The 23347-nt window shown below is 67.0% G+C and carries 23 protein-coding genes; 6 read left to right on the top strand and 17 right to left on the bottom strand.

Annotation, left to right across the window (positions count from 1 at the left end; translation table 11 throughout):
• Positions 1-150 precede the first annotated feature (150 nt).
• Together AC5P9W_RS05150 and AC5P9W_RS05145 are read right to left on the bottom strand one after the other, a co-directional pair.
• Positions 151-519 (bottom strand): glycine zipper 2TM domain-containing protein, encoded by a 369-nt coding sequence (locus tag AC5P9W_RS05150; protein WP_014646414.1) that lies wholly within the window; start codon positions 517-519, stop codon positions 151-153.
• Positions 520-685: 166 nt separating this feature from the next.
• The gene (locus AC5P9W_RS05145; RefSeq protein ID WP_026346935.1) at positions 686-2908 is read right to left on the bottom strand and encodes a methyl-accepting chemotaxis protein; all 2223 of its coding nucleotides are present in this window, start codon (positions 2906-2908) and stop codon (positions 686-688) included.
• A gap of 628 nt (positions 2909-3536) precedes the next feature.
• On the opposite strand from AC5P9W_RS05145, the gene AC5P9W_RS05140 reads away from it, so the two are divergent.
• The 4 genes from AC5P9W_RS05140 (at position 3537) to AC5P9W_RS05125 (ending at position 9201) form a co-directional block, all read left to right on the top strand.
• On the top strand, positions 3537-3929 hold the full coding sequence (locus tag AC5P9W_RS05140) for a barstar family protein (RefSeq protein ID WP_180876055.1): 393 nt from the start codon (positions 3537-3539) through the stop codon (positions 3927-3929).
• Positions 3930-4063: 134 nt separating this feature from the next.
• Positions 4064-6655 (top strand): DNA mismatch repair protein MutS, encoded by a 2592-nt coding sequence (gene mutS, locus AC5P9W_RS05135; RefSeq protein WP_206621922.1) that lies wholly within the window; start codon positions 4064-4066, stop codon positions 6653-6655.
• A gap of 191 nt (positions 6656-6846) precedes the next feature.
• Positions 6847-8490 carry a catalase gene (locus AC5P9W_RS05130; RefSeq protein ID WP_425605084.1) on the top strand — a complete coding sequence of 548 codons (1644 nt, stop codon included), beginning with the start codon at positions 6847-6849 and terminating at the stop codon, positions 8488-8490.
• Positions 8491-8598: 108 nt separating this feature from the next.
• A complete protein-coding gene (locus AC5P9W_RS05125; protein ID WP_206621923.1) occupies positions 8599-9201 on the top strand; it encodes a DUF937 domain-containing protein in 603 nt (200 codons plus the stop codon).
• Positions 9202-9236: 35 nt separating this feature from the next.
• Here the strand turns inward: AC5P9W_RS05125 and AC5P9W_RS05120 are convergent, their stop codons facing one another.
• Entirely contained in the window at positions 9237-9644 is a 408-nt protein-coding gene (locus tag AC5P9W_RS05120; protein WP_021202477.1) for an RNA-binding S4 domain-containing protein, read from the bottom strand.
• A gap of 9 nt (positions 9645-9653) precedes the next feature.
• On the bottom strand, positions 9654-9893 hold the full coding sequence (locus AC5P9W_RS05115) for a hypothetical protein (RefSeq protein ID WP_021202476.1): 240 nt from the start codon (positions 9891-9893) through the stop codon (positions 9654-9656).
• A 62-nt stretch (positions 9894-9955) separates the two neighbouring features.
• Here AC5P9W_RS05115 and AC5P9W_RS05110 point away from each other — a divergent pair, with 62 nt between their 5' ends.
• Positions 9956-11428, top strand: a complete 1473-nt coding sequence (locus AC5P9W_RS05110; protein ID WP_021202475.1) for an MATE family efflux transporter — start codon at positions 9956-9958, stop codon at positions 11426-11428.
• Between the two features lie 68 nt (positions 11429-11496).
• On the opposite strand, the gene AC5P9W_RS05105 is transcribed toward AC5P9W_RS05110, so the two are convergent.
• From AC5P9W_RS05105 to ffh, 11 genes are all read right to left on the bottom strand, one after another.
• Positions 11497-11907: a DUF1801 domain-containing protein gene (locus tag AC5P9W_RS05105; protein ID WP_019659260.1), complete on the bottom strand. Its 411-nt coding sequence runs from the start codon at positions 11905-11907 to the stop codon at positions 11497-11499.
• A 38-nt stretch (positions 11908-11945) separates the two neighbouring features.
• Complete coding sequence (locus AC5P9W_RS05100) at positions 11946-12380, bottom strand: DUF1801 domain-containing protein (RefSeq protein WP_021202473.1); 435 nt, start codon at positions 12378-12380, stop codon at positions 11946-11948.
• Between the two features lie 78 nt (positions 12381-12458).
• Entirely contained in the window at positions 12459-12839 is a 381-nt protein-coding gene (locus AC5P9W_RS05095) for a DUF6404 family protein (protein WP_021202472.1), read from the bottom strand.
• An 82-nt stretch (positions 12840-12921) separates the two neighbouring features.
• Positions 12922-13323 (bottom strand): 50S ribosomal protein L19, encoded by a 402-nt coding sequence (rplS, locus tag AC5P9W_RS05090; protein WP_005408597.1) that lies wholly within the window; start codon positions 13321-13323, stop codon positions 12922-12924.
• Positions 13324-13477: 154 nt separating this feature from the next.
• Complete coding sequence (trmD, locus tag AC5P9W_RS05085; RefSeq protein ID WP_021202471.1) at positions 13478-14236, bottom strand: tRNA (guanosine(37)-N1)-methyltransferase TrmD; 759 nt, start codon at positions 14234-14236, stop codon at positions 13478-13480.
• Between the two features lie 8 nt (positions 14237-14244).
• Positions 14245-14757: a ribosome maturation factor RimM gene (gene rimM / locus AC5P9W_RS05080; protein ID WP_019659264.1), complete on the bottom strand. Its 513-nt coding sequence runs from the start codon at positions 14755-14757 to the stop codon at positions 14245-14247.
• A 44-nt stretch (positions 14758-14801) separates the two neighbouring features.
• Positions 14802-15062 carry a 30S ribosomal protein S16 gene (gene rpsP / locus AC5P9W_RS05075; protein ID WP_005415733.1) on the bottom strand — a complete coding sequence of 87 codons (261 nt, stop codon included), beginning with the start codon at positions 15060-15062 and terminating at the stop codon, positions 14802-14804.
• Positions 15063-15250: 188 nt separating this feature from the next.
• Complete coding sequence (locus tag AC5P9W_RS05070; protein ID WP_258391450.1) at positions 15251-15682, bottom strand: suppressor of fused domain protein; 432 nt, start codon at positions 15680-15682, stop codon at positions 15251-15253.
• 307 nt (positions 15683-15989) lie between these two features.
• Positions 15990-16772 carry an aminotransferase class IV family protein gene (locus AC5P9W_RS05065; protein ID WP_111099004.1) on the bottom strand — a complete coding sequence of 261 codons (783 nt, stop codon included), beginning with the start codon at positions 16770-16772 and terminating at the stop codon, positions 15990-15992.
• Entirely contained in the window at positions 16769-17845 is a 1077-nt protein-coding gene (locus tag AC5P9W_RS05060) for an NAD(P)H-dependent flavin oxidoreductase (protein WP_206621924.1), read from the bottom strand. The genes AC5P9W_RS05065 and AC5P9W_RS05060 overlap by 4 nt, the downstream gene beginning before the upstream one ends.
• Before the next feature lie 148 nt (positions 17846-17993).
• Positions 17994-19370 carry a signal recognition particle protein gene (gene ffh, locus AC5P9W_RS05055; protein ID WP_010483267.1) on the bottom strand — a complete coding sequence of 459 codons (1377 nt, stop codon included), beginning with the start codon at positions 19368-19370 and terminating at the stop codon, positions 17994-17996.
• Between the two features lie 122 nt (positions 19371-19492).
• On the opposite strand from ffh, the gene AC5P9W_RS05050 reads away from it, so the two are divergent.
• Complete coding sequence (locus tag AC5P9W_RS05050) at positions 19493-20287, top strand: cytochrome C assembly family protein (RefSeq protein ID WP_019659268.1); 795 nt, start codon at positions 19493-19495, stop codon at positions 20285-20287.
• Positions 20288-20443: 156 nt separating this feature from the next.
• Here the strand turns inward: AC5P9W_RS05050 and AC5P9W_RS05045 are convergent, their stop codons facing one another.
• Positions 20444-20908 carry a YqhG/Tai3 family protein gene (locus tag AC5P9W_RS05045; protein ID WP_019659269.1) on the bottom strand — a complete coding sequence of 155 codons (465 nt, stop codon included), beginning with the start codon at positions 20906-20908 and terminating at the stop codon, positions 20444-20446.
• A gap of 94 nt (positions 20909-21002) precedes the next feature.
• Positions 21003-23309, bottom strand: a complete 2307-nt coding sequence (locus AC5P9W_RS05040) for a tetratricopeptide repeat protein (protein WP_206621286.1) — start codon at positions 23307-23309, stop codon at positions 21003-21005.
• Positions 23310-23347 lie beyond the last annotated feature (38 nt).

Raw genomic sequence — 23347 nt, 5'->3', positions numbered from 1 at the left:
TTCGTTCACTGGACGTTCATCCGTTGAGTCGGCGCAGTATAGGCATGACGCCAGATTCAGCGATACGGGTCCGGAACGACGAACGCCGGCGCGGGGCCGGCGTTCGAATACTGCGATGTGGAAGGGCCGAACAGGTGTGGCAGCGACCGATCAACGATAGACGCGTTCGCAGCGGCGCTCGACGACGCGGTCGCCGTTCTTCTGCTGGCTGTTGCCCTGGATCTGGCGACCAGCCGCACCACCGGCCACGGCGCCCGCCACGGTAGCGAGCTTCTTGCCGTTGCCGCCGCCCACCTGGTTGCCCAGCAGGCCGCCGATTACCGCGCCGGTTGCCGTACCGGCAATGCGGTTCGGATCGCGCGAGTTGCGCTGCACTTCCACGTTCTTGCAGACCACGCGGCTACCGTCGTTGAACCTGCGCCCCTCATCTCGCGGGCCGTAAGTCTGCGCGCCGGCCACCGACGAGGCCGCCAGCAGGGTACCCAGCACAAGCAATCGGGTCGAGGTCTTCATGGCCATCTCCTGAGTTCCGGTACGGGGCCAGTGTCCCCCAGCGGTTGGCAACCGGAAGTGAAATGGGCGTGTCCCCATTCTCGCCGGCCATCGCGCGTTCAGGGAAAAAATCCGCGCCCATCACGGTCAACGATCGTGATGGGCGCCGTCTCCCTGCCGGCATGCGCTGTTGCTAGAACTCTTCCCAGCCGCCCGCGTTCGCAGCCAGCGTCGGCTCGATGCGTGGTACCAGTACCCCCGGCCGGCGTACCGGAGTCACTTTCGCCGCGACCGCGGCCAGGACCGGGCGCACGGCTGCGGCCGTGGTTGCCGCACTGATGCGGAACACCGAAACCGCTTCGGCCAGCAGATTGGCCTGCTCCTCCATGGAACGAGCCGCGGCGCTGGCCTCTTCCACCAGCGCCGCGTTCTGCTGCGTGGTCTCGTCCATCTGCACCACCGCCTGGTTGACCTGTTCAATGCCCGAGCTCTGCTCCTGCGATGCGGCAGATATCTCGGCCATGATGTCGGTCACCCGCTGCACCGAGGCCACCACCTCGCCCATGGTGGTGCCAGCCTGGCGGACCAGCGCCGAGCCGTCGGCGACCTTGCCAACCGAATCCTCGATCAAGCCCTTGATTTCCTTGGCCGCACCCGCCGAGCGCTGTGCCAGTGTGCGCACCTCACTGGCCACCACCGCAAAGCCCCTGCCCTGTTCACCGGCTCGCGCGGCTTCCACCGCCGCGTTCAACGCCAGGATGTTGGTCTGGAAAGCAATGCCATCGATGACCGAGATGATCTCGGCGATCTTCTTCGACGAGGCCTCGATCGCCGACATCGTGGTGACTACCTGGCCGACCACCTCGCCGCCCTGCGAAGCGACACCGTGCGCGCCGATCGCGAGTTGATTGGCCTGGCGTGCGTGCTCGGCATTCTGCTTCACGGTGGAGGTCAGTTCCTCCATCGACGCCGCAGTCTCTTCCAGGTTCGCCGCCTGCTGCTCGGTGCGCCGCGACAGGTCGGTGTTGCCCGCGGCGATCTCGCCTGCCGCCAGGTTGATGCTGGACGCGCTGGCCTGGATGCGGCCGACGATCTGCGTGAGCTGGTCGACGGTGGCGTTGCAGTCATCGCGCATCCGGGCGAACACCCCGTGGAAGTCCCCCTGCATGCGCACGGTCAGGTCACCGCGCGAGATGGACTGCAACAGGCTCGATACCTGCACCAGGTTCTCGTCGGTGGTCTGCATCAGCCGGTTGAGCCCGGCCACCATGTCGTGGAAATCGTGAGCGAAGCGCTGCTCGTCACCGCGCAGGCTGAAGTCCCCCGCCGCTGCTGCCGTCGCCAGCCTGCGGATCTCACCGTTGATCGCTGACAGGCTGGCCTTGGTCTCGTCCATCGCCTGGGTGATCGCGGCCTTCTCGCCCGGCAGAGGATCCATGTCTACCGACAGATCGCCCCTGGCGTAGTGCTTCATTACTTCGATCAACCGGTTCTGCACCTGCACATGCGAGCCGACGAGCGCATTGGTCTCGTGCACCATGCGCCCGTAGTCACCGGGGAAGGCGCTCTCATCCATGCGATAGCTGAGGCTGCCCGCATCGTGCTGGCGAGCCAGTTCCCCCTGCGCCGCCATCACAGACTGCAATTGCGCCTGCATGCGCTGCATCGACCTGAGCAGCTGCGTCACCTCATCGTTGCCGGAGGCGTCGATGCTGCTGTCCAGCCGCCCGTTGGCGATGCCATCGGCGAGCTTCACGGCTCCCTCCAGCGGCCGGGTCAGGCTGCGGGTGATGGCCCATGCGGCCAGCGAGCCGAGTATCAGGCTCAGCACGCCGAACACGATCGACAAGGTGCCGGTCCACGCCTCGGTCGCGCGGTAGTCCTCGCGGCTGCGCGCCGTCAGCACCTCCTGGTGCCGCAGCAGGGTGGAGATCGCCTCGTTCCAGGCCGTCGCCAGGCCCTGCTCGGCAAGCAGCTCCTTGGCTGCACCGTCGAAATCGCCGGCCTTCATGCGCTCATGCAGTTGCCGGGTGGACGCGTCGGTGGCCTTGCGTGCCGCGTCGATCCGCGCGACCAGCGTATCGCCGGTGGCATCACGCGGAATCTTGATGTACTTGGCCCATATGGCGTCGTAAGCCTGCGACAGCTCCTGCGCCTTCCGATAATCCCTGTCGAAATCCTCACCGCGCTTGATCACCATCAGCCGGCGCTGCATCAGCACCGCATTGTTGGTATCCAGCATCTCGTTCAACAACCGCATTTTCACCATGTTGACGTCCACCACTTTCTCGAACTGGGTGGACTTCAGGTGATTTCCGTACAGCGCCAGGCCGACGATGGCGACGATGAACAGCAGCAGCAAACCAAACCCGGCGCCCAGCCGGGATCCCACTCGGAGGTTGCGTAAGGCGAGCATCTCAATTCCCTTGATCAATGGCCGTACGGTCGATGGCGGCGCAGGCAGGGGAAACTTTATGGGCCGATATTATTGTATCGATCCAGATATCCTGAAATGTGCGGGCTGTTGTGAAAACCGCGCACCGGCAAATTCCTGCAACCGCACATTTCCAAACGTGCATCGGACCACCCACTGTCCGACCTGAATGCGGGTTATTCACTTTGCGAGCCGGTGACGGCGCATGGAGAACGAGTAGCCAGCATTAACTTGGGCTGCGAAGAAGCCACCAGAGGCATGTGCCACGCTTCCTTCCGCCTCTGGCCTGGGAAAGAACGTTCGATACTTTCTCGGGAGAGCCTCATGAACTCGCGCTCAGTATCGGTGTTTCTCCGGAGTAGTCCCTGGCATCCATGACCGATGCAGAAGATGCATGGCGGCGTGGCGTCCGCCCACTGCAGAGCAAGCCACCACGTAGCCAGTGCAATGATTCGCATCGTCGCTGGCCCTCTACGCATCCTTCGACGTCCGTCGTGACCTGTGGCAAAGGCGCACCGCGATGCCATATGGCATTCAGCCCGGAGCGACCGCGCAAAGCTCTCTCGTGCTGGGCCATCAACAACAGCGCGGACCACGCTACAGTCGGCGCATGACCCTCGTCCTGCAGATTGAAGGCGCCGCCATTGATGACATCGCCAGCCTTTACACGGAGATCAACCGCGTGTTCATGGCCGGCGAGGCATGGCAGCTCGGGCCGAGCCTGGACGCACTGGACGACCTGCTGCATGGCGGCTATGGCGCGTTGGCCGGGCAGGCGCAGGCCACGCTGATCTGGCGCGATATCGCCCACAGCCGTGCGGCCCTGGGCGTGGAGGCGACCTGCCAGTGGCTGCAGGCCAAGCTGGACGCACCAGGCAGCTTCAACGCGCGGGCGATCGCCCGCCGGCTGCAGGCGGTGCGACAGGGCGAGGGCCCGACCTACTTCGAGATCGTCATGCAGATCTTCGACAGCCATCGGCAGATCACCCTGGTACCGGCCTGAACCCTTTTTCGTGCCGCACCGGCCTGCCATCAGTGGCGGCAGCCCTGCGCCCCAGCAGTTACCATGGACGGCCCTGTACCGGCTCCGCTGCCGCCGCCCTCCGGCGCGGCCGGACGCCCCGATTCACGAGTCCCATGTCCAAAGACAAGTCCGCCGAACACACCCCGCTGATGAAGCAGTTCTTCGCAGCCAAGTCCGAGTATCCGGACCTGCTGCTGTTCTTCCGCATGGGCGATTTCTACGAGCTGTTCTACGACGACGCGCGCAAGGCCGCGCGCCTGCTCGACATCACCCTGACCCAGCGAGGCAGTTCCGGTGGCGCACCGATCCCGATGGCCGGCGTGCCGGTGCACGCGTACGAAGGCTACCTGGCACGGCTGGTGGCGCTGGGCGAGTCGGTGGCGATCTGCGAGCAGATCGGCGATCCCGCGCTGGCCAAGGGCCTGGTCGAGCGCAAGGTGGTGCGTATCGTCACCCCCGGCACGGTCACCGACGAGGCGCTGCTGGATGAGCGCCGCGACACCCTGCTGATGGCCCTGTCGCGCAGCAAGCAGGGCTATGGCCTGGCCTGGGCCGACCTGGCCGGCGGCCGCTTCCTGGTCAACGAAGTGGAAACCGACGACGCTCTGGAAGCCGAACTGGCCCGTCTGGAACCGGCCGAGCTGCTGGTGCCGGACGAGGAGAACTGGCCGGAGTTCCTGCGCCAGCGCACCGGGGTGCGCCGCCGCGCACCGTGGCTGTTCGACGCCGACAGCGGCCGCCGCCAGCTGCTGGCGTTTTTCAAGCTGCATGACCTGAGCGGCTTCGGCATCGATGACAAGCCGCGCGCGACCGCAGCCGCGGGCGCCCTGCTCGGCTATGTCGAGGAGACCCAGAAGCAGCGCCTGCCGCACCTGACCTCGATCGCGATGGAAACCGCCGGCGAGGCGATCGCGATGAACGCCGCCACCCGCCGCCACCTGGAGCTGGATACGCGCGTGGACGGGGATACCCGCAGCACCCTGCTGGGCGTGCTCGACAGTACGGTCACGCCGATGGGCGGGCGCCTGCTGCGCCGCTGGCTGCATCGTCCGCTGCGCCTGCGCGAGGTGCTGGTGCAGCGCCACCATGCGGTGGAAACCCTGATCGATCGCGGCGCGGACGCCGACATCCGCGAGCAGTTCCGCCGCCTGGGCGACCTGGAACGCATCCTCACGCGCGTTGCGCTGCGCTCGGCGCGCCCGCGCGACTTCTCCACGCTGCGCGACGGCCTGGGGCTGCTGCCGGCCGTGCGCGAGGTGCTGGCACCGCTGGACTCACCGCGCCTGCAGGCCCTGCATGCCGCACTAGGTGAACACGATGCGTGCGCGCAGCTGCTGGCCAGTGCCATCGCCGATATGCCGCCGCTGAAACTGAGCGACGGCGGCGTGCTGGCTGACGGCTTCGATGAGGAGCTGGACGAGCTGCGCCGCCTGTCCACCCACGCCGACCAGTTCCTGGTGGACCTGGAACAGCGCGAACGCGAAAGCAGCGGCATTCCCACCCTGAAGGTGGGCTACAACCGCGTGCACGGCTACTACATCGAGATCAGCAAGGGCCAGTCCGACCGCGCGCCGGTGCACTACACCCGCCGCCAGACACTGACCAATGCCGAGCGCTACATCACCGAAGAGCTGAAGGCGTTCGAAGACAAGGTGCTGTCCGCGCGCGACCGTTCGCTGTCTCGCGAGAAGTACCTGTACGAGCAGCTGCTGGATACCCTCGGCGAACAGCTGGAACCGTTGAAGCAGTGTGCCGCTGCGCTGAGCGAACTGGACGTGCTGGCCGCCTTCGCCGAGCGCGCGCAGGCACTGGACTGGTCGCGGCCGGAACTGGAAACGGCACCGTGCCTGAAGATCGAGCGTGGCCGCCACCCGGTGGTCGAAGCGGTGCGCGAGCAGCCGTTCGAACCGAACGACCTGGACCTGCATCCGGACCGTCGCATGCTGGTCATCACCGGCCCGAACATGGGCGGTAAATCGACCTACATGCGGCAGAACGCGCTGATCGTGCTGCTGGCCCACATCGGCAGCTTCGTGCCGGCCAGCCGTGCGGTGATCGGCCCGATCGACCGCATCCTGACCCGCATCGGCGCCGGTGACGACCTCGCCCGCGGACAGTCGACCTTCATGGTCGAGATGGCCGAGACCAGCTACATCCTGCATCACGCCACCGCCCATTCGCTGGTGCTGATGGACGAGATCGGCCGCGGCACGTCCACCTACGACGGCCTGGCGCTGGCCGATGCGGTGGCCCGTCACCTGGCCTATCAGAACCGCTGCTACACGCTGTTCGCCACCCACTATTTCGAGCTGACCGCGCTGGCCGACGAACAGTACGAAGGCGGCCGCAGCGGCATCGCCAACGTGCACCTGGATGCGGTCGAGCACGGCGAGGCGCTGGTGTTCATGCACGCGGTCAAGGATGGCCCGGCCAACCGCAGTTTCGGCCTGCAGGTGGCGGCACTGGCCGGCCTGCCGCGCGCCACCGTGGCCCAGGCACGGCGTCGCCTGGCCGAACTGGAGCAGCGCGGCGGGGAGAGCCATGCCGCCGAACTGGCGCCGCAGGCGCTGGATGCCCCGCAGCAGTTCGGGCTGTTCGCCGCGCCATCGAACAAGGCACAGGAAGCGCTGGCGGCCATCGACCCCGATGAGCTGACCCCGAAGCAGGCACTGGAGGCGTTGTACCGCCTGAAGGCGCTGCTCTAGGACTGCCGCGCCCGGCTCCGGCTCCCGCCACGGCGCGGGCGGCCGTCCGAAAGGCTCTGCAAATCCTACTTCACGTTTCAATTGACAGAAACTATCGGCCTGAACGGATCATTCGATTATTCATTTCATCTGGCCCTAGCTAAAGTCGAGTGAAGATGTTCCACCCCCGTCTTCACCCGCAGGAGCCAGCCATGAGCCAGTCCGATAACACCAGTCCCAAGTGCCCGTATCACACCGCTCCGTCGCCGGCAGAAGGCGCCCAGCAGCAGGGTGAACTGAGCACCACGCCGAAGCAGAAGCACGGCGACGATCCGGTCACGCCGATGACCACGGCCTTCGGCGCACCGGTGGTGGACAACCAGAACAGCAGGACCGCTGGCCCGCGCGGCCCGCTGCTGATGGAAGACGTGTGGCTGCTGGAAAAGCTGGCCAACCTCAACCGCGAGATCATTCCCGAGCGCCGCATGCACGCCAAGGGCTCGGGCGCGTTCGGTACCTTCACCGTCACCCACGACATCACCCGGTACACGCGCGCCAAGCTGTTCGAGAAGGTGGGCAAGCAGACCGAGATGTTCGCGCGCTTCACCACGGTGGCCGGCGAGCGTGGTGCCGCCGACGCCGAGCGTGACATCCGCGGCTTCGCACTGAAGTTCTACACCGAAGAAGGCAACTGGGACCTGGTCGGCAACAACACGCCGGTGTTCTTCCTGCGCGACCCGCGCAAGTTCGCCGACCTCAACAAGGCCGTGAAGCGCGACCCGCATACCAACCTGCGCAGCGCGCGCAACAACTGGGATTTCTGGACGCTGCTGCCCGAGGCCCTGCTGCAGGTGACCGTGGTGATGAGCGACCGCGGCATCCCGCGCAGCTTCCGCCACATGCACGGTTTCGGCTCGCATACCTACAGCTTCACCAACGCCGACAGCGAACGCTTCTGGGTCAAGTTCCACTTCGTCAGCCAGCAGGGCATCGAATCGCTGACCGACGCACAGGCGCAGATCCTGGTCGGCCATGACCGCGAAAGCCACGGCCGCGACCTGTTTGCCGCGATCGAGAAGGGCGACTTCCCGAAGTGGAAGCTGTTCATCCAGGTCATGCCGGAGCTGGAAGCGGAAACCTACCGCATCCATCCGTTCGACCTGACCAAGGTGTGGCCGAAGAGCGATTACCCGCTGATCGAAGTGGGCCAGTTCGAACTGAACCGCAACCCGGTCAACTGGTACCAGGACGTGGAGCAGTCGGCGTTCGCGCCGAGCAACCTGGTGCCGGGCATCGGCCCGTCGCCGGACAAGATGCTGCAGGCGCGCCTGTTCGCCTACTCCGATGCGCAGCGCTACCGGCTGGGCGTGAACCATCACCAGATTCCGGTCAACGCCGCGCGCTGTCCGGTGCACAGCAACCACCGCGACGGTGCGATGCGCGTGGACGGCAACTACGGCGGCCTGCCGCACTACGAGCCCAACAGCTACGGCCAGTGGCAGGAGCAGCCGCAGTATCGCGAACCGCCGATGAAGATCCGGGGCGACGCCGACTTCTGGAACTTCCGTGAGGACGACGCCGACTACTTCAGCCAGCCCGGTGCGCTGTTCCGCAGCTACAACCAGGCACAGAAGGACCGCCTGTTCGCCAACACCGCCCGCGCCCTGGGCGATGCGCCGGACTTCATCAAGCAGCGCCACATCGACAACTGCAGCAAGGCCGACCCGGCCTACGGTGCCGGCGTCGCTGCGGCGCTGAAGGCGCTGGCCAGCCAGCCGTCGGATCCGTTCAAGCCGGCGCAGCCGGAAGCGGACTTCCCCACTGCCACCCCGGGCGCCGAAGACATCGAGCTCTGATCGCCCTGCCCCGTGTACGGCACGCCGCCTCCGTGTGGGGCGGCGTCGCCGTTTTAACGGTCCGCGTCGTACCTTCTGCACGCCCAACCCCAATCAAGGATTCCGCAGATGAGCCTGACCGATGAACTTCTCGCCAAACTGCAGGGCGCCCCGCTGCAGCAGGTGTCGCAGCAGCTCGGCATCAGCGACACCCAGGCCTCCGGTGCGATCAGTGCCGCACTGCCGGTGCTGATGGGCGCGCTGGGCAACAACGCCTCGCAGCCGCAGGGCGCGCAGGCGCTGCTCGGCGCACTGCAGAACAACCACAGTGGGCTGGACCTGGGCAGTGTGCTCGGTTCAGTGCTGGGCGGCGGTGGCGGTGGTGCCGCCAGCGACGGCGCCGGCATCCTCGGCCACATCTTCGGCGGCAGCCAGCAGAAGGTGGAAACCGGCCTGGCCCAGGCCACCCAGCTCGACAGCGGCCGCACCAGCCAGCTGCTGCAGATCCTGGCACCGATCGTGATGGCCTTCCTCGCCCAGCGCCTCGGCGGCGGACAAGCCGATGCAGGCGCGCTCAGCCAGGCCCTCGGCCAGGAAAAACAGCAGGTGCAGCAGCAGGGTGGCATCGCCGGTGGCCTGCTCGGCAGCGTGCTGGACCAGGACGGTGACGGCCAGCTCGGTGTCGGCGACCTGCTGAAGATCGGCGGCAGCCTGCTGGGCAGCAAACGCTGAGGCTTGTGTGCGCCGGGCAATGACCCGGCGCACGCCTACAACGCGTCGATATCACCCAGCGCGCGGATCAACCGGCGTGCGCGCTTGTCCGGCTTGTGCTCCGGCGGCTGGAAACCATCGCGTGCGGCGATGCGCAGCGCACGCTGTTCGGCACGGCGCGCCTTGGAGGCCTCGCTCTCGGCATACAGCTGCTGCGCCGCCGGCGCCGGCCCGCGCTGGTCGCTCAGGCCCAGCACCTGGATCTCGAAATGCTCCTCACCACGGTTGACCTGCAAGTGCTCGCCGACGCGCACCGCGCGTGAGGATTTCGGGCGCTGCCCGGCCACGCTCACCTTGCCGGTTTCGATCGCCTGCTTGGCCAGGCTGCGGGTCTTGAAGAAACGGGCCGCCCACAGCCAGATGTCCAGGCGGACACTGGGCGACAGCGGGGAAAGCTCGGTCATCGGCAGGGACTACTCCGTTCGCTTGTTCAGGGGACGCGGGTTGTCGGGGTCGGTGCGGCAGCCGCTGCCGCCGATCAACGTGGGTACGCCAGCAGACAGATCCTGGCGCTGGCTGCCGACCAGGCACTCGGGGCGGTCGGTCGGCCGCACCTGGGTATCGCCCAGCCGGTCACCCGTCGAACATGCGGCCAGGGCGGCGCCGATCAAGGCCAGCGCCACGCTCCGCTTCACCTGCAGTCGTTGATGCATTGCCACATCCCGCAAACCGGCTTGGTGCTAGTGTGCGCCTCCCGGGATTCGATCACCACTCCATGGCCAAAGCGCCGCTTGACCTGACCTCCGGCCCGATCGGGCGCAATCTCCTGTTGTTTTCGCTGCCGATCCTGGCCGGCAACATCGCGCAGTCGCTGAACGGGTCGGTGAACGCGGTCTGGGTCGGGCGATTCCTCGGCGAGGCGGCGTTGACCGCCACCGCGAACGCCAACAACATCATGTTTTTCCTGATCGGCTCGGTGTTCGGCTTCGGCATGGCCTCGACCATCCTGATCGGACAGGCGATCGGCGCGCGCGACATCGCGCAGGCGCGGCGCGTGGTCGGCACCAGTGCCACCTTCTTCATCGGCCTGTCGGTGATCATCGCCATCGCCGGCTGGTTCATGGCCCACCCGCTGCTGGCGGCGATGGGCACGCCGGCCGCCTCGCTGCCGTTGGCCGAGGCCTACCTGCAGATCATCTTCCTGGCGATGCCGACGCTGTACGCGTTCGCCTTCCTTACCGCGGCGCTGCGCGGCGCCGGTGATTCGCGTACGCCGTTCCGTTTCCTGTTGGTGTCGGTGGCCTTGGACATCGTGCTGAACCCGGTGCTGATCTTCGGCATGGGGCCGCTCCCCGCGCTCGGCATCGCCGGCTCGGCGTGGGCCACGCTGATCGCGCAGACGCTGTCGCTGGCCGGCCTGCTGTTGTACATGCGGCACAAGCGCCACACCCTGTGGCTGGGCCGCGCCGACATGCGCCTGTTCAGGCTCGACCTGACCATCCTCAAGGCGCTGGTGATCAAGGGCGTACCGATGGGCCTGCAGATGGTGCTGATCTCGCTGTCGGTGATCCTGCTGATGACCATGGTCAACCAGTACGGCACCGACACCGCCGCGGGCTACGGCGCGTCCCTGCAGCTGTGGAACTACCTGCAGATGCCGGCGATGGCGATCGGCGCGGCGTGCTCTTCGATGGCGGCGCAGAACGTCGGTGCGCAGCGCTGGGACCGCGTACGCGGCACCGCACGCCAGGGCGTGCTGTTCAATTTCCTGCTGACCGGCGCGCTGATCCTGCCGCTGGTGGTGTTCGATCGCCAGCTGCTGGCGCTGTTCCTGCCACCGGCCAGCCAGGCACTGGACATCGCGCGCCACCTCAACCACGTAGTGATCGGCTCGTTCCTGTTCTTCGGCGTCAGCTTCGTGATCTCCGGCGTAGTGCGCTCCACCGGCGCGGTGATTCCGCCGCTGCTGATCCTGGCCGGCTCGCTGTGGGGCGTGCGCGTGCCGTTTGCCGAACTGCTGCAACCGTACTGGGGCGCCGACGCGATCTGGTGGAGCTTCCCGGTCAGCTCGTTCGTGTCCATGCTGCTGTCGCTGGCGTATTACCGCTGGGGCGGCTGGCGCAAGGCGAAGATGATCGGCAAGCCTTCGCACGCTGAGGAACTGGCCACGCCGTCGGAGATTCCGGCCTGTCCGCCGTCGCCGGTGGCCGACCCGGATGCCGCGCTGGAGTCAGCCCCGCCACGGTGAGGTGGGTGCGGACCGTTGGTCCGCACAGGCCTGTCAGCCGAGCATGGGCTCGGCGCTACAGAAGACGGTCAGCGCTTCTTCTTCTTCGCCGCATTGAACGCCGCCGCCGCGCGCAGCAGTGCCTTCAACGCCGCGGAATCGGGCATCGCACCTTCATGGATGTCGATCGCACGCCGCGTGTTGCCCTCCAGGCTGGCGTTGAACAGGCCCTTCGGGTCCGCCAGCGCGGCACCGTTGGCGAAGGTCAGTTTCACTGCCTGCTTGTAGGTTTCGCCGGTGCACAGGATGCCGTTGTGCTCCCACACCGGTGTACCGCGCCACTTCCAGGCTTCCTGCACGTCCGGCAGCGCTTCATGGATCAATGCACGCACGCGTGCCAGCGTTTCGCCGCGCCAGTCCCCCAGCGCGGCGATGCGTGCATCGATCAGTTCGGCCGCCGGTGTTCCGGCATCGTCAGGGTTGGGAGCATGCGTGGCCATCAGGGACTCTCGTCGGGAAGGGAAACGGAATGCCGGGCTTACATGCGCTCGCCGGGCAGCGCAGCGGCCTGGCGCACCCAGTCCAGGAACTGCGCTTCATCCAACAGGCCGGATTCGTGGATGTGCAGGTAGCGCGTGTCGGCGCTCCTGGAGGGCTCCGGTGGCACCGGCGTCAAGGCCGCGCCGCGGAAAAAGGCCACCTTGATGTAGCGCGTGAAGCAATGGAAGCTGAGAAACCAGCCTGCGCCCGCAGCCACCGCATACATCGGCGAGTTCCACTTCACCGCCTTGTGCACCCCGGGTACGGCCCGTTCGATCAGGGCATCCAGCCGTGCGCCGATCGGACGTTTCCAATCCGGCATTGCGGCGATGTACGCCTGCACCGGAGCATCGCCCTCGCCCTTGGCGATCTGCGGGTTGCCACCGGTGAGCAGCGCGGGCACAGCGGTGGGTGCGGTTCGCTTGGCAGGCATCGCACGGTACGACCATCGGAATGACGCTGCAGCCTAGCGCGGCCTGTGCCGGGCGTCACGGCGCAGTGCGCCATCGGCTCAGTCCGCCTGCCGCGCGCGGAACCGGCGCCACTCCGGCAGCTGGCGGTGGCGGCGCAGCGAGCGCATCAGCACCGCCATCACAAGGCCGAACAGCGCTCCGGCCGACAGGCCTGCCACCAGCAACAGCACCAGCGGGCGCTCGCTGCCCTGCCAGAGCATCAGCCACATCAGCGCGGTCCAGAACAGCCCGAACAGCAGGCCCTGCACCAGCGCATTGGTACCGAAACCAGCCAGGATCGGGGGCGGCAGTGCGATGCCTGCGCGCCACAGCAGCCGATGCAACAGCGGCGCCGACTGCGCGCGTGCCAGCCCCTTGTCATCAAGAAAGCGCAGCGCCGATTGGATCACGACGGGATAGTGCGGATTGACGTCATTCATCACCCGATCGTGGCCGATGCAATGCCGGAAACGCAAACGGCCACCCGAAGGTGGCCGTCGCGGCAACAACCGAAGTTGTTTATCAGGCCTTCTCGGCCAGACGGGCAGCCTTGGCGGCAGCAGCGGCAGCCAGGTCTTCCTTGATGCGGGCAGCCTTGCCTTCCAGGCCACGCAGGTAGTACAGCTTGCCGGCGCGGACCTTACCACGACGCTTCACTTCGACCGAGTCGATGATGGCGCTGTGGGTCTGGAAAACGCGCTCGACGCCGTAGCCGTGCGAGATCTTGCGCACGGTGAACGAGGAGTTCAGGCCGGCGTTCTTGGTGGCGATGACGACGCCTTCGTAGGCCTGCACGCGCTCGCGGCTGCCTTCCTTCACCTTCACGTTGACGACAACGGTGTCGCCCTGGCTGAACTTCGGCAGTTCACGGGTGATCTGGGCGGATTCGAATTCCGCGACGATGGACTTGTTCAGCTTGCTCATGGGTTACACCGATTCTTGTTCGGGTGGGCGTGTCGTATCGACAACGTGGGCTCATGCAGTCACCGGACTGTGCTGCACGTTTGTTTTGGGTACTGCGCGCGCCAACCGGGGCTGGCGGGAATTGGCCATGATAGCCGATAAAGCCAGCCCTGCGCTAGGGGCTGGCCTTGGGTTTCCGGGCCTGGCGGGCCTGGTCCAGCAGTTTGCGGTCGGCCTTGCCCAGCGCCTGTTCATCCAGCAGGTCCGGGCGTCGCTGGGCAGTCCGGAGCAGCGACTGCTGGCGGCGCCAGGCGGCGATGGCTGCGTGGTTGCCCGAGCGCAGCACCTCCGGCACGTCTCCCAGCGGGTGCTGGGCCGGCTGGCTGTAATGCGGGCAGTCGAGCAGGCCGAGGTCGCCCTCGAAGCTGTCCTGCGCCGCCGACTCCGCATCGTTGAGGGCCCCCTCCTGCAGGCGGGCCACGGCGTCGATGATCACCGCCGCGCCCAGCTCGCCCCCGGACAGCACGTAGTCGCCGAGGGAGATTTCCTCGTCGACATTGGCCTCCAGGAAACGCTCGTCGATGCCCTCGTAGCGGCCACAGAGCAGGACCATGCGCGGCAGCGCCGCCAGCTCCCGCACCTTGGCCTGGGTCAACCGCGCGCCCTGCGGGCTGAGGTAGATCACCCGCGCCGGGGTTGGATCGGCATCGCGGATCGCCTGCAGGCAGGCCTGCAGCGGCTCGATCAGCATCACCATGCCCGGGCCACCGCCGAACGGACGGTCGTCCACCCGGCGATAGTTGCCTTCGGCGTAATCACGGGGGTTCCAGCCATGCAGGCTGAACAGCCCCTTCTCCCGCGCGCGCCCGACCACGCCCAATCCAGCGGACTGGGCGAGGAACTCGGGGAACAGGGTGATGACGTCGAAACGCATGCGTCTGCTCAGAACTCGGGATCCCAGTCGACCACGACCAGATTGGCCTCGAAATCGACCGATTTGACGAAGTCCGGCAGCACGAACGGGATCATCCGCTCGCGGTCACCACGGACCACCACCACATCATTGGCGCCGGTGCTGAACAGGTGCGAGACCTGGCCCAGGGCGACGCCCTCGGTGGTCGTCACGTCCAGGCCTTCCAGGTCCACCCAGTAGTACTCATCGGGCTTCGGTGGCGGCAATGCACTGCGGGCCACGTAGATTTCGGTGCCGCGCATCGCTTCGACCACGTCGCGGTCCTCGACGCCCGGGAAACGGGCGACCAGGTGCTTGCCGCTGTCACGGCCACGCACACCTTCTATCGTGGTTTCCACGCCGGACGGGCTGCGCACGATCCACGGCTGGTAACGGAAAATGGCGGAACGTGGCTCGGTCCAGGACTCGAGCTTGATCTCGCCGCGCACACCAAAAGCGCCGACAACCCTGCCCAGCAGGATGCGGCGCTCGATATCTTTCATCTGCTTCAACCAAGAGGGCCACGCCGAAGCGTGGCCCGTCAGGATCAGGCCGCAGCGGCCTGGGACTTGGTCGCTTCCTTGATCAGGTTGCGGACCTTGTCGGTCGGCTGGGCGCCGTTCTTGACCCAATGGTCAACACGGGCCAGGTCCAGTTCGATGCGCTTCTCGGCGCCCTGGGCGACCGGGTTGTAGAAGCCAACGCGCTCGATGTTGCGGCCGTCGCGCGCGCTGCGCACGTCGGTGACGATGATGTGGTAGAACGGACGCTTCTTGGCGCCGCCGCGGGTCAGTCGGATCTTGACCATGGTGTTTTTCCTATTGCCCAGTCGCCAGGATGGCGAGGTAAGCGGGCGATTATAGCGGCAGACCCCGGCCTAGCCAACCCCATATGACGCCGCGCCCTCACGGTAGCGCCGGGCCATGCCCGGCGGCTTTTGTTCAGCAATGTGATCAACTTCTGACTTACCCCGCCGACGTCCCCATGGCGATAACGTCAACGTGCTCCAGCGACAGGCGCCCGATGCATGTCCAGCACATCTACCTCGTGCCGCTGCAGCAGGTCGTCAAATGCATCGCCGCCAATCCGCTCGACAAGTTGCCGCTCGGATTCGTGGATGGCGATGCACTGCAGCCAATTGATCGCCACGGGCGGAACCTCCAACCCTGGAAAACTTGCGTCATTCCAGAAGAAGGGCAGCACCAGATAGACGTGCGGCATCCGGGTCGATGGGAAGTAGTCCTGCAGGATGTCGGGAATCACGCAGCCCGGCCACACCGCCGCACGATCACGCATGATTGCAAAGGCGGTCGAGGCGACCACGTTGTCCCAGTGCTGCGTGTCATCTTCCGCACACGCGCACAGCTCGACGCGGGTTTCCAGCTCGTGCCCCTCTGAATGACGTAAAGCAAAATCCGATAGTCCGATAGTCCGATGGACGAGATGGACTTCAGCCCTGCTTCCGGCGAGTTGGACGTCGTAAGGATATCGACCGAACGCAGGCGATGATCATCGTGAAAGGTCTGGACCTTGGGCCGCGCCTCACCGCCCATGATCTTGATTGCGTGCATCGCTACCGCGCGATGCTGCTCGGTGACCGTACTCATATCGGATTGGAACCCCGGTGCGTTGTTCGCTGCGGCGGCATCCGCCGGGCATGGCCCGGCGCTACCAGCTGCAACGCTTCAAGGTAGCGTGCGGCCATGCTTGGCGACCGGCAGCCCGCGCGCCTCGTTCAGGAGAGCGGCTGCCAGGCCACCGCCGCCAGCACCGCCCTGCCCTGTTCAGCCAGCGTCTGCGAGCCGGGCAGGACATGTCCGTCGATGGCCTCCAGTGCCCACAGGCCGCTGGCGTTGCAGGCAAAAGCGGCCTTCACACTGCCTAGTTCAGCCAGCGCCAACGGCCGCGTCAACTGCGCATCGGGCCAGTGCCGCTTCAGCAGCGCCTCAGCCGTACCGCGCAGGGCCGGCGCCTGCGGCCAGAGCAGCCGTTCACCATCGTGCACGGCCAGGTTCCAGGTACTGCCTTCACTCACTTCGCCATCGGCGGTCACGAACAGCACGTCGTCGAATCCTTCGGCCATCGCCGCGCGGCGCTCGGCGAACAGGCCGAAGGTGCCCACATGCTTGAGCTGCGGCAGCTCGCGCTGCCAGGTCACGCTGCGCACACGCTTGGAGGCGGTCAGCGTCACCGGCGCTGAAACCGCCACCAGCACGTCCACCGGCACCGCCGCCAGCGGATTGCGGAAATCGAAGCGGCGCGAGTACACCGTCACCCGCAGCGAGGCATCGGCCAGGCCGGCCTGCCGCAGCGCCTGCGCCATCCAGCCCCGCACCTGCGCCGTATCCAGTTTGCTGCCGAACAGTTCGCGCGTGGCCTGCGACAGCCGCGCCAGATGCAGGTCCAAGCCCTGCGCTGCGCTGTCGCGCACTTGCAGCGAAGTGAAGTGGCCGTAGTTCACCAGCGCCGGCAGCAGATCCTCCACCTGCGCCGCCCGGCCGTTGCAGCTCACCATCATGGCAACAGTGCCTGCGCCTGCTCCCACATGCCGCGCAGCACGTCGGCGGCCGGCTGCGCCGGCGCCATCCACGCCGACTGCCCGGCCCAGGCCTGCATCGCCGCCAGGCGGTTTTCCTGCGCGGCCTGCTTGCGCATCGGCGCGGTCAGCCCACGCTGCACCGGGTATGGACGCGGCGCGGGGGCTCCTTCTGCGGCAGCGGCGCGCACATAGGGTGTCGCCAGGCCACGACCCAGGCGACCGCTGAAGGCACGGGTCGGCCAAGTGTCTTCCGGTTCGCTGGCGGCCAGCCCATCAGCCCACGCCGAAGCGATCGCCGCTTCGGGCGTGCGCAGGAAGGCGGTGCCGATCTGCACGGCGCTGGCCCCCAGCGTGAGTGCGGCAGCGATGCCACGGCCGTCGGCGATGCCGCCTGCGGCAATCACCGGAATCTGCAGGTGATCGGCCAGGCGCGGCAGCAGTGCGAACAACCCGACCAACTGGCGCTCGGCCATCGCCGGATCGAACGCGCCACGATGGCCGCCGGCCTCCGCGCCCTGCGCCACCACCGCATCGGCACCGGCGTCCTGTGCCGCGCGCGCTTCGGACAAGGTGGTGGCACAGGCGATCCAGGCGATGCCGGCGTCCTTCAGCTGCTGCACGTGATGCGGCAACAGCACGCCCATGATGGTCGAGGCGACCGCCGGGCGCGCGGCCAGCAGTGCGGCGAACTGTTCTTCGAAGTCGGCGGGCGTGGCGTCGGCGGCACTGGCGGGCACGTCCGGGCCCCACTGCGCGAGGAAGGCGCGGCTGGCGGCTTCGGCGGCAACATCACGGGTCGGTGCGGGATCGGGCACCCACAGGTTCACCTGAGCCGGGCCGGTCGAAGCGGTGCGGAATTCGTCCATCCAGCGACCGATATCGGCCGAAGAGGACAACACCGCGCCCATCGCGCCCATGCTGCCGGCGTTGGCCAGCGCGGCCGACAACGGCACCGGGCAGGCGCCGGCCATCGGTGCCAGCAGGATTGGAACGGAAACGCCAAAGCGCCGGCAGAACGCCTCGGCGCGGGAAGCTACAGCGGAACTCTGCATGACGGCCCATCATTTTGGACAGGCCCTCATGGTGCGCGCAGGACAGGGGAAGAGTCGAGCCTGCTGCCTGACGGCCTGCTGCGGCGACTGTGCGCCGCCGCCCGAGCGTGGGCTCGGGCGCTACATCAGACTGCGACCGGGGCCGTCATCAACGGAACGGCATGCCGCGGCCACCCATGGCGCCCATCATGCCCTTCATGCTGCGCAACATGCCCTTCATGCCGCCGCCGGCCATCTTGCTCATCATCTTTTCCATCTGCATGTACTGCTTCATCAGCTTGTTGACGTCGGCCGGTGTCACGCCCGAGCCCTTGGCAATGCGCGCGCGACGCGAGCCGTTGAGCAGGTTCGGGTTGCGCCGTTCCTTCTTGGTCATCGAGTTGATGATGGCGATCATGCGCGGCACTTCCTTGCCCTGGCTGACCTGCTGCTTCAGATGATCGGGGATGTTGCCCAGGCCCGGCAGCTTGTCCATCAGGCCACCGATGCCACCCATGTTCTGCATCTGCTCCAGCTGGTCGCGCATGTCGTTCAGGTCGAACTTCTTGCCCTTGGCGACCTTCTCGGCCAGCTTGGCCGCCTTGTCCTTGTCGACCTGCTGCTCGACCTGCTCGACCAGCGACAGCACGTCGCCCATGTCGAGGATGCGGCTGGCGATACGGTCGGGATGGAACACGTCCAGGCCTTCCGGCTTCTCGCTAACACCGACGAACTTGATCGGCTTGCCGGTGATGTAGCGCACGCTCAGCGCGGCGCCGCCGCGGGCATCACCGTCAGTCTTGGTCAGCACCACGCCGGTCAGCGGCAGCGCATCGCCGAAGGCCTTGGCGGTGTTGGCCGCGTCCTGGCCGGTCATGGCGTCGACCACGAACAGCGTTTCAGCCGGATTCACCGCCGCGTGCAGGGCCTTGATCTCGGCCATCATCGCTTCGTCGATGGCCAGGCGGCCGGCGGTATCGACCAGCAGCACGTCCACGAACGACTTGCGCGCATCGTCGATGGCCGCGCGCACGATGGCTTCCGGCTTCTGGTCGGCGCTGGACGGGAAGAACAGCACGCCCACCTGCTCGGCCAGGGTCTTGAGCTGCTCGATCGCGGCCGGGCGGTAGACGTCGGCCGACACCACCATCACCTTCTTCTTGCGCTTTTCCTTCAGGTGCTTGGCCAGCTTGCCGACCGTGGTGGTCTTGCCGGCACCCTGCAGGCCTGCCATCAGGATGATGGCCGGAGCGGGAACGTTGAGGTTCAGGTCGCTGGCTTCGGCGCCCATCACGGCGGTCAGCTCGTCGCGCACAACCTTGATCAGGGCCTGGCCCGGGGTCAGCGACTTCAGCACTTCCTGGCCGACTGCGCGTACCTTGATGCGCTCGATCAGCGCCTGCACCACCGGCAGCGCGACGTCGGCTTCGAGCAGTGCGATGCGCACTTCACGGGTCGCCTCGCGGATGTTCTCCTCGGTCAGGCGGCCACGGCCACGCAGGCGCTCGATGGTGCCGGAAAGGCGCTGGGTCAGGGACTCGAACATGCGGCGCAACCTGTCTGAAAGCGGGGGACAATAAGGCAGACAGTATAACGGGTCCGGCCGTCGCCCCGGACTGCGACCACAGGGCCGTCGCCAGCATCACAGGGGTATGCGAAACTGCAACGATGACAATCGTTCTCATCGCCGTCCTGCTCTACCTGGCTGCCAGTGCCCTGCTGGTGCGCGCGCTCGGCCGCGATGAAACCACCGGCTCGCCCACCTGGCTGTGGCCCGCCCTGCCGGCGATGCTGCTGCATGGCGGTTACCACGTGATGGTGGCGATGCGTACCACCGGCGGGCCAGACATGCACTTCTTCGCCGCGCTGTCGCTGGTCGGCCTGGGCATGGCCTGGCTGACCTCGCTGGTCGGCGCGCGCGGGCGGATGTCGGCGCTGGGCGTGGTGGTGTTCCCACTGGCTGCCGTGCTGCTGCTGGCCTACCACGGCTACGGCCACGAGCCGAGCAAGGTGCTGGGCTGGCGCCTGGCCAGCCACGCCTGGCTGGCCCTGCTGGCCTATGCCACGCTGAGCATCGCCGCCCTGCTGGCGATCATGCTGTGGCTGCAGGAGCGCGCGCTGCGCCGCCGCGAGTTCCGGCCATGGCTGCGCGCGCTGCCACCGCTGGCTGACCTGGAGTCGCTGCTGTTCCGGGTGATCACCGTCGGCTTCGCGCTGCTGACCCTGACCCTGGTCACCGGCGTACTGTTCGTCGATGACCTGCTGGCGCAGAAGCTGGTGCACAAGACCGTGCTGAGCGTGCTGTCGTGGATCGTGTTCGGCGTGCTGCTGATCGGCCGCCGCCGCTACGGCTGGCGCGGCATGAAGGCGGTGCACTGGACGCTGGCGGCGATGCTGTTGCTGCTGCTGGCGTTCTTCGGCAGCCAGTTCGTGATCGAGCTGGTGTTCGGGCATACGCGATAGGCCGTGTGCCGACCAACGATCGGCAGCCACCCCGGTACTGCAGGCCACCGGCCGTTCCCACCCACCCCGGTACTGCAGGCCACCGGCCGCCCCCACCCACCCTGGTAGTGCCGGCCGCTGGCCGGCAGCCACGCAATGCGCGGACGCTGCCGCCGGTCAGGGAATCGGCTGCGCCAGGATTTTCCGGACCGAACGACCGCTGTTGGTGAGGATGTCATCAACCTGCCAGCACCCCTGCCCCTGGCGCACCATCGGCAGGCGGGTCAGGTAAGCCTTCTTCCACACCGAGTAGCGCATCTCAACCTGGCCGGCGGTGGCCGACGCCTCTTCCCAGCTGTAGCGCACCGGCGTTTCGATGTCGCCGTCCTGCGCATCCAGCCACGGATCGGAATCGATCGTGCAGATGCCCTCCTCGCGCTGTTGGCAGGCGCGCTCATCACGCAGCGCCTTGCCGAAGGCCACGCTGACCAGCGCGGCCGGCGGCTCCAGCAGATCACCGTTGCCGGTCGTCGCCTCGTAGAAAGCGCGGGCGACAGCCGCAGGCTCCTGGCAGGCGGGTGCAGCCTGTGCTGCTGGCGCCAGCAGCAGGCCGGCAATCATCAACATCCCTGTCTTTCGCATGTCCAATCCCTTTGGTCGTGATGGCGATCTCTTGTAGAGCCGAGCCCATGCTCGGCTGCTTTCCAGCATAAGCCGAGCGCAGGCTCGGCTCTACTTACAGCCCGTAACGCTCGATCACGTCCAGATGCGGCTGGCGATCCTGGTCACAGGCTTCAGCCAGGCGCAGCCAGCAATGCGGATGCGGCCACGTAGCGGTCTGCTGCTGGAGGAAGCGGTGCAGCGCCAGCGGCGCATGGTCCTGCGGCTGGGCGACGGTGAACAGCAGGCCGGGCAGCGTGCCCTCCTCCCTATCGGGATCGGTGACGGTGTAGTCCGGGCGGCTGTGCGACCACACCTTCCAACCCTGTGCTTCGGCCGCCTCGACGAAGGCATTCCACGCCTCTTCGCCCGGGTGCGCGCCATCGATCATCCAGCTGCGGGCGAAGCCGCCGCGCTCCAGCACATGCACCTGCGAGTAGGTCGGGATGAAATGCTCGCGCGCTTCCTCCTCCTCGGGTGCCGGATGCACCAGCGCGGCATCGAACACCACCCAGTCGCCCACCTGCTGGGCGCGGTTGGACGGCGCGTTCTCGACGATGCGCGCGGTCACCGGACCGCTGCGACGGGCGTAGTACTCCATCGGCTCGCCGTTCTCTTCGCTGCGGATGATCACCCAGCCCCATGGCTCCTCGACCACACCTTCCTGGCTGGACAATTCCATGCCAAGCGCCGCCGCCGAGCGGCGCACGGCGTCCCAGTCGCGCGCCGCGCTGGCTGCGCTCATGTGGTCCCAATGCGCGGCATTGGGCTCCTCCAGCAGCTCCACCAGCTGTGCATAACAGGCCTGGGCGTCGCTGAAACGGCCGGTTTCCATGTACATACGCGCCAGCGTGCCGCGCGCGCCGTGCGAGCCCGGAGACAGCTCCAGAAGCGATCGGGCCGCCTGCTCCAGCGCCGGCCAGTCGGACACGCGGCGTGCACGCTGCACCTCGCACCAGTGCGCGAACACCGGCACGCTGCCGCGATAGAGATCGGCCAGCTGGCGCAGTCCGTCGTCGTCGCCCTGTTCGGCCAGCCAGCGCATCAGCGTGTAGGCCGCGGGGCCATCGTGCTGCGCATGGCCGCGCACGAACCGCCACAGCAGCGACCGCGCCTCGGCCTGCGCGCCGCAGGCATTCAGTGCCGAGGCGGCCATGTCGGCCAGCGGCTCGTCATCGGGCAGCTCGGCATGCGCCTGCAGCAACCACTGCGCTTCGCGCTCGGGATCGCGCGACTGGTTCTGTTCGCCCTGCGCGTCCAGCCATGCCAGCAGCTCGCCGGCCGGCACCGGCAGCGGCGCGACGTCCGGCAATGCCTCGATGCGCGCGGCCAGGCCGGCCACCAGGGCCGCGGCACCACGGTCCTGGCGCAGCTGCGCCAGATGGGTGCGGGCCAGTTCCAGCTGCCGCAGTGCGACCCAGCGCGCGCCACGCTGCAGCGCCAGCTCCAGGCTCAGCGCAGCCACTTCGATCAGCAGGCGATGCGAACCAACCCGGGCGAAGTGCTCGATGATCGTGTTGAAGCGCGTGCCCAGGTCCCAGCTGTTGCGCGCAGGATCCCGCTGACAGAGCGCTGCCGCGGTGTTTGCCCACAGCCGCCAGTAGTTCGGGGTCAGTTCGCTCCACGGCACCAGCTGCTGCAGCGCCTCTTCGTCGCGGCCCAGCTGGGCCAGCGCCCAGGCCTTGGACAGGCGGCGCGGCACCGTGCAGTTGGCCGGCTCGTACTCTCCGGACGCAGCAACTTCGGCCTCCCGCTTTTCGATCAGCGCCAGTGCCTCATCGGCACGGCCCATGCCCAGCAGGATCTTGATCTGCATCTCCGGGAAGCTGTCGAACACTTCCTTGCCACAGGCCTCCACGGCATCGGCCTGCACCTGCAGGTAATCCAGTGCCGCCTGGCCACGGCCATCATCAAGCAGCGCATCGGCCTTCTCGCAGCTCAGGCACTGGAAACAGGCCCAGCTCGGGTCGATGCGACCCAGTGTTTCATCGCAGACCTCGATGCGCTCGGGCACCCAGCCCGGGCCATCGATGTTGCCATAGCAGGCGGCCAGGTCCTGGGTCACGCAGATCGACTGCGGGCATTCCAGCGTGTCCTCGCGGTGCGCGCGTTCAAACAGCGCTACGGCTTCGCCGAGTGCGCTTTCGCCTTCCACGCGGTTGCCGACGCGGTTGCGCAGCGCCCAGTGGCCGACATAGACGTCAACCCACGGGTTGTCCAACGCCTTGCCCAATGCGCGCGCTTCGGGCAGCAGCGCATCGACGCGGTCGATCTGCAGTTCACTGACCTCGTCGGCGAGACGGTTCAGCAGGTGCGCGTTCTGCGCCTGGCCGGCCTGGCGCAGGTCACCCTGCAGCTTTTCGACCCAGTTCCAGATGTCCATGGGGGTAATTGCTCCTGTCTAGCGAAGGCTGGATGAGA

This window comes from Stenotrophomonas sp. YJH_SMC_33, assembly GCF_059372295.1.
Note: the sequence above shows the minus strand (reverse complement) of the source record. Positions and strands in the feature narration are given on the sequence as shown.

Bases quoted from the DNA above. Each gene is read 5' to 3' on its own strand.
- AC5P9W_RS05150 (WP_014646414.1), bottom strand. From the start codon at position 519: ATGGCCATGAAGACCTCGACCCGATTGCTTGTGCTGGGTACCCTGCTG.
- AC5P9W_RS05145 (WP_026346935.1), bottom strand. From the start codon at position 2,908: ATGCTCGCCTTACGCAACCTCCGAGTGGGATCCCGGCTGGGCGCCGGG.
- AC5P9W_RS05140 (WP_180876055.1), top strand. From the start codon at position 3,537: ATGACCCTCGTCCTGCAGATTGAAGGCGCCGCCATTGATGACATCGCC.
- mutS (WP_206621922.1), top strand. From the start codon at position 4,064: ATGTCCAAAGACAAGTCCGCCGAACACACCCCGCTGATGAAGCAGTTC.
- AC5P9W_RS05130 (WP_425605084.1), top strand. From the start codon at position 6,847: ATGAGCCAGTCCGATAACACCAGTCCCAAGTGCCCGTATCACACCGCT.
- AC5P9W_RS05125 (WP_206621923.1), top strand. From the start codon at position 8,599: ATGAGCCTGACCGATGAACTTCTCGCCAAACTGCAGGGCGCCCCGCTG.
- AC5P9W_RS05120 (WP_021202477.1), bottom strand. From the start codon at position 9,644: ATGACCGAGCTTTCCCCGCTGTCGCCCAGTGTCCGCCTGGACATCTGG.
- AC5P9W_RS05115 (WP_021202476.1), bottom strand. From the start codon at position 9,893: ATGCATCAACGACTGCAGGTGAAGCGGAGCGTGGCGCTGGCCTTGATC.
- AC5P9W_RS05110 (WP_021202475.1), top strand. From the start codon at position 9,956: ATGGCCAAAGCGCCGCTTGACCTGACCTCCGGCCCGATCGGGCGCAAT.
- AC5P9W_RS05105 (WP_019659260.1), bottom strand. From the start codon at position 11,907: ATGGCCACGCATGCTCCCAACCCTGACGATGCCGGAACACCGGCGGCC.
- AC5P9W_RS05100 (WP_021202473.1), bottom strand. From the start codon at position 12,380: ATGCCTGCCAAGCGAACCGCACCCACCGCTGTGCCCGCGCTGCTCACC.
- AC5P9W_RS05095 (WP_021202472.1), bottom strand. From the start codon at position 12,839: ATGAATGACGTCAATCCGCACTATCCCGTCGTGATCCAATCGGCGCTG.
- rplS (WP_005408597.1), bottom strand. From the start codon at position 13,323: ATGAGCAAGCTGAACAAGTCCATCGTCGCGGAATTCGAATCCGCCCAG.
- trmD (WP_021202471.1), bottom strand. From the start codon at position 14,236: ATGCGTTTCGACGTCATCACCCTGTTCCCCGAGTTCCTCGCCCAGTCC.
- rimM (WP_019659264.1), bottom strand. From the start codon at position 14,757: ATGAAAGATATCGAGCGCCGCATCCTGCTGGGCAGGGTTGTCGGCGCT.
- rpsP (WP_005415733.1), bottom strand. From the start codon at position 15,062: ATGGTCAAGATCCGACTGACCCGCGGCGGCGCCAAGAAGCGTCCGTTC.
- AC5P9W_RS05065 (WP_111099004.1), bottom strand. From the start codon at position 16,772: ATGATGGTGAGCTGCAACGGCCGGGCGGCGCAGGTGGAGGATCTGCTG.
- AC5P9W_RS05060 (WP_206621924.1), bottom strand. From the start codon at position 17,845: ATGCAGAGTTCCGCTGTAGCTTCCCGCGCCGAGGCGTTCTGCCGGCGC.
- ffh (WP_010483267.1), bottom strand. From the start codon at position 19,370: ATGTTCGAGTCCCTGACCCAGCGCCTTTCCGGCACCATCGAGCGCCTG.
- AC5P9W_RS05050 (WP_019659268.1), top strand. From the start codon at position 19,493: ATGACAATCGTTCTCATCGCCGTCCTGCTCTACCTGGCTGCCAGTGCC.
- AC5P9W_RS05045 (WP_019659269.1), bottom strand. From the start codon at position 20,908: ATGCGAAAGACAGGGATGTTGATGATTGCCGGCCTGCTGCTGGCGCCA.
- AC5P9W_RS05040 (WP_206621286.1), bottom strand. From the start codon at position 23,309: ATGGACATCTGGAACTGGGTCGAAAAGCTGCAGGGTGACCTGCGCCAG.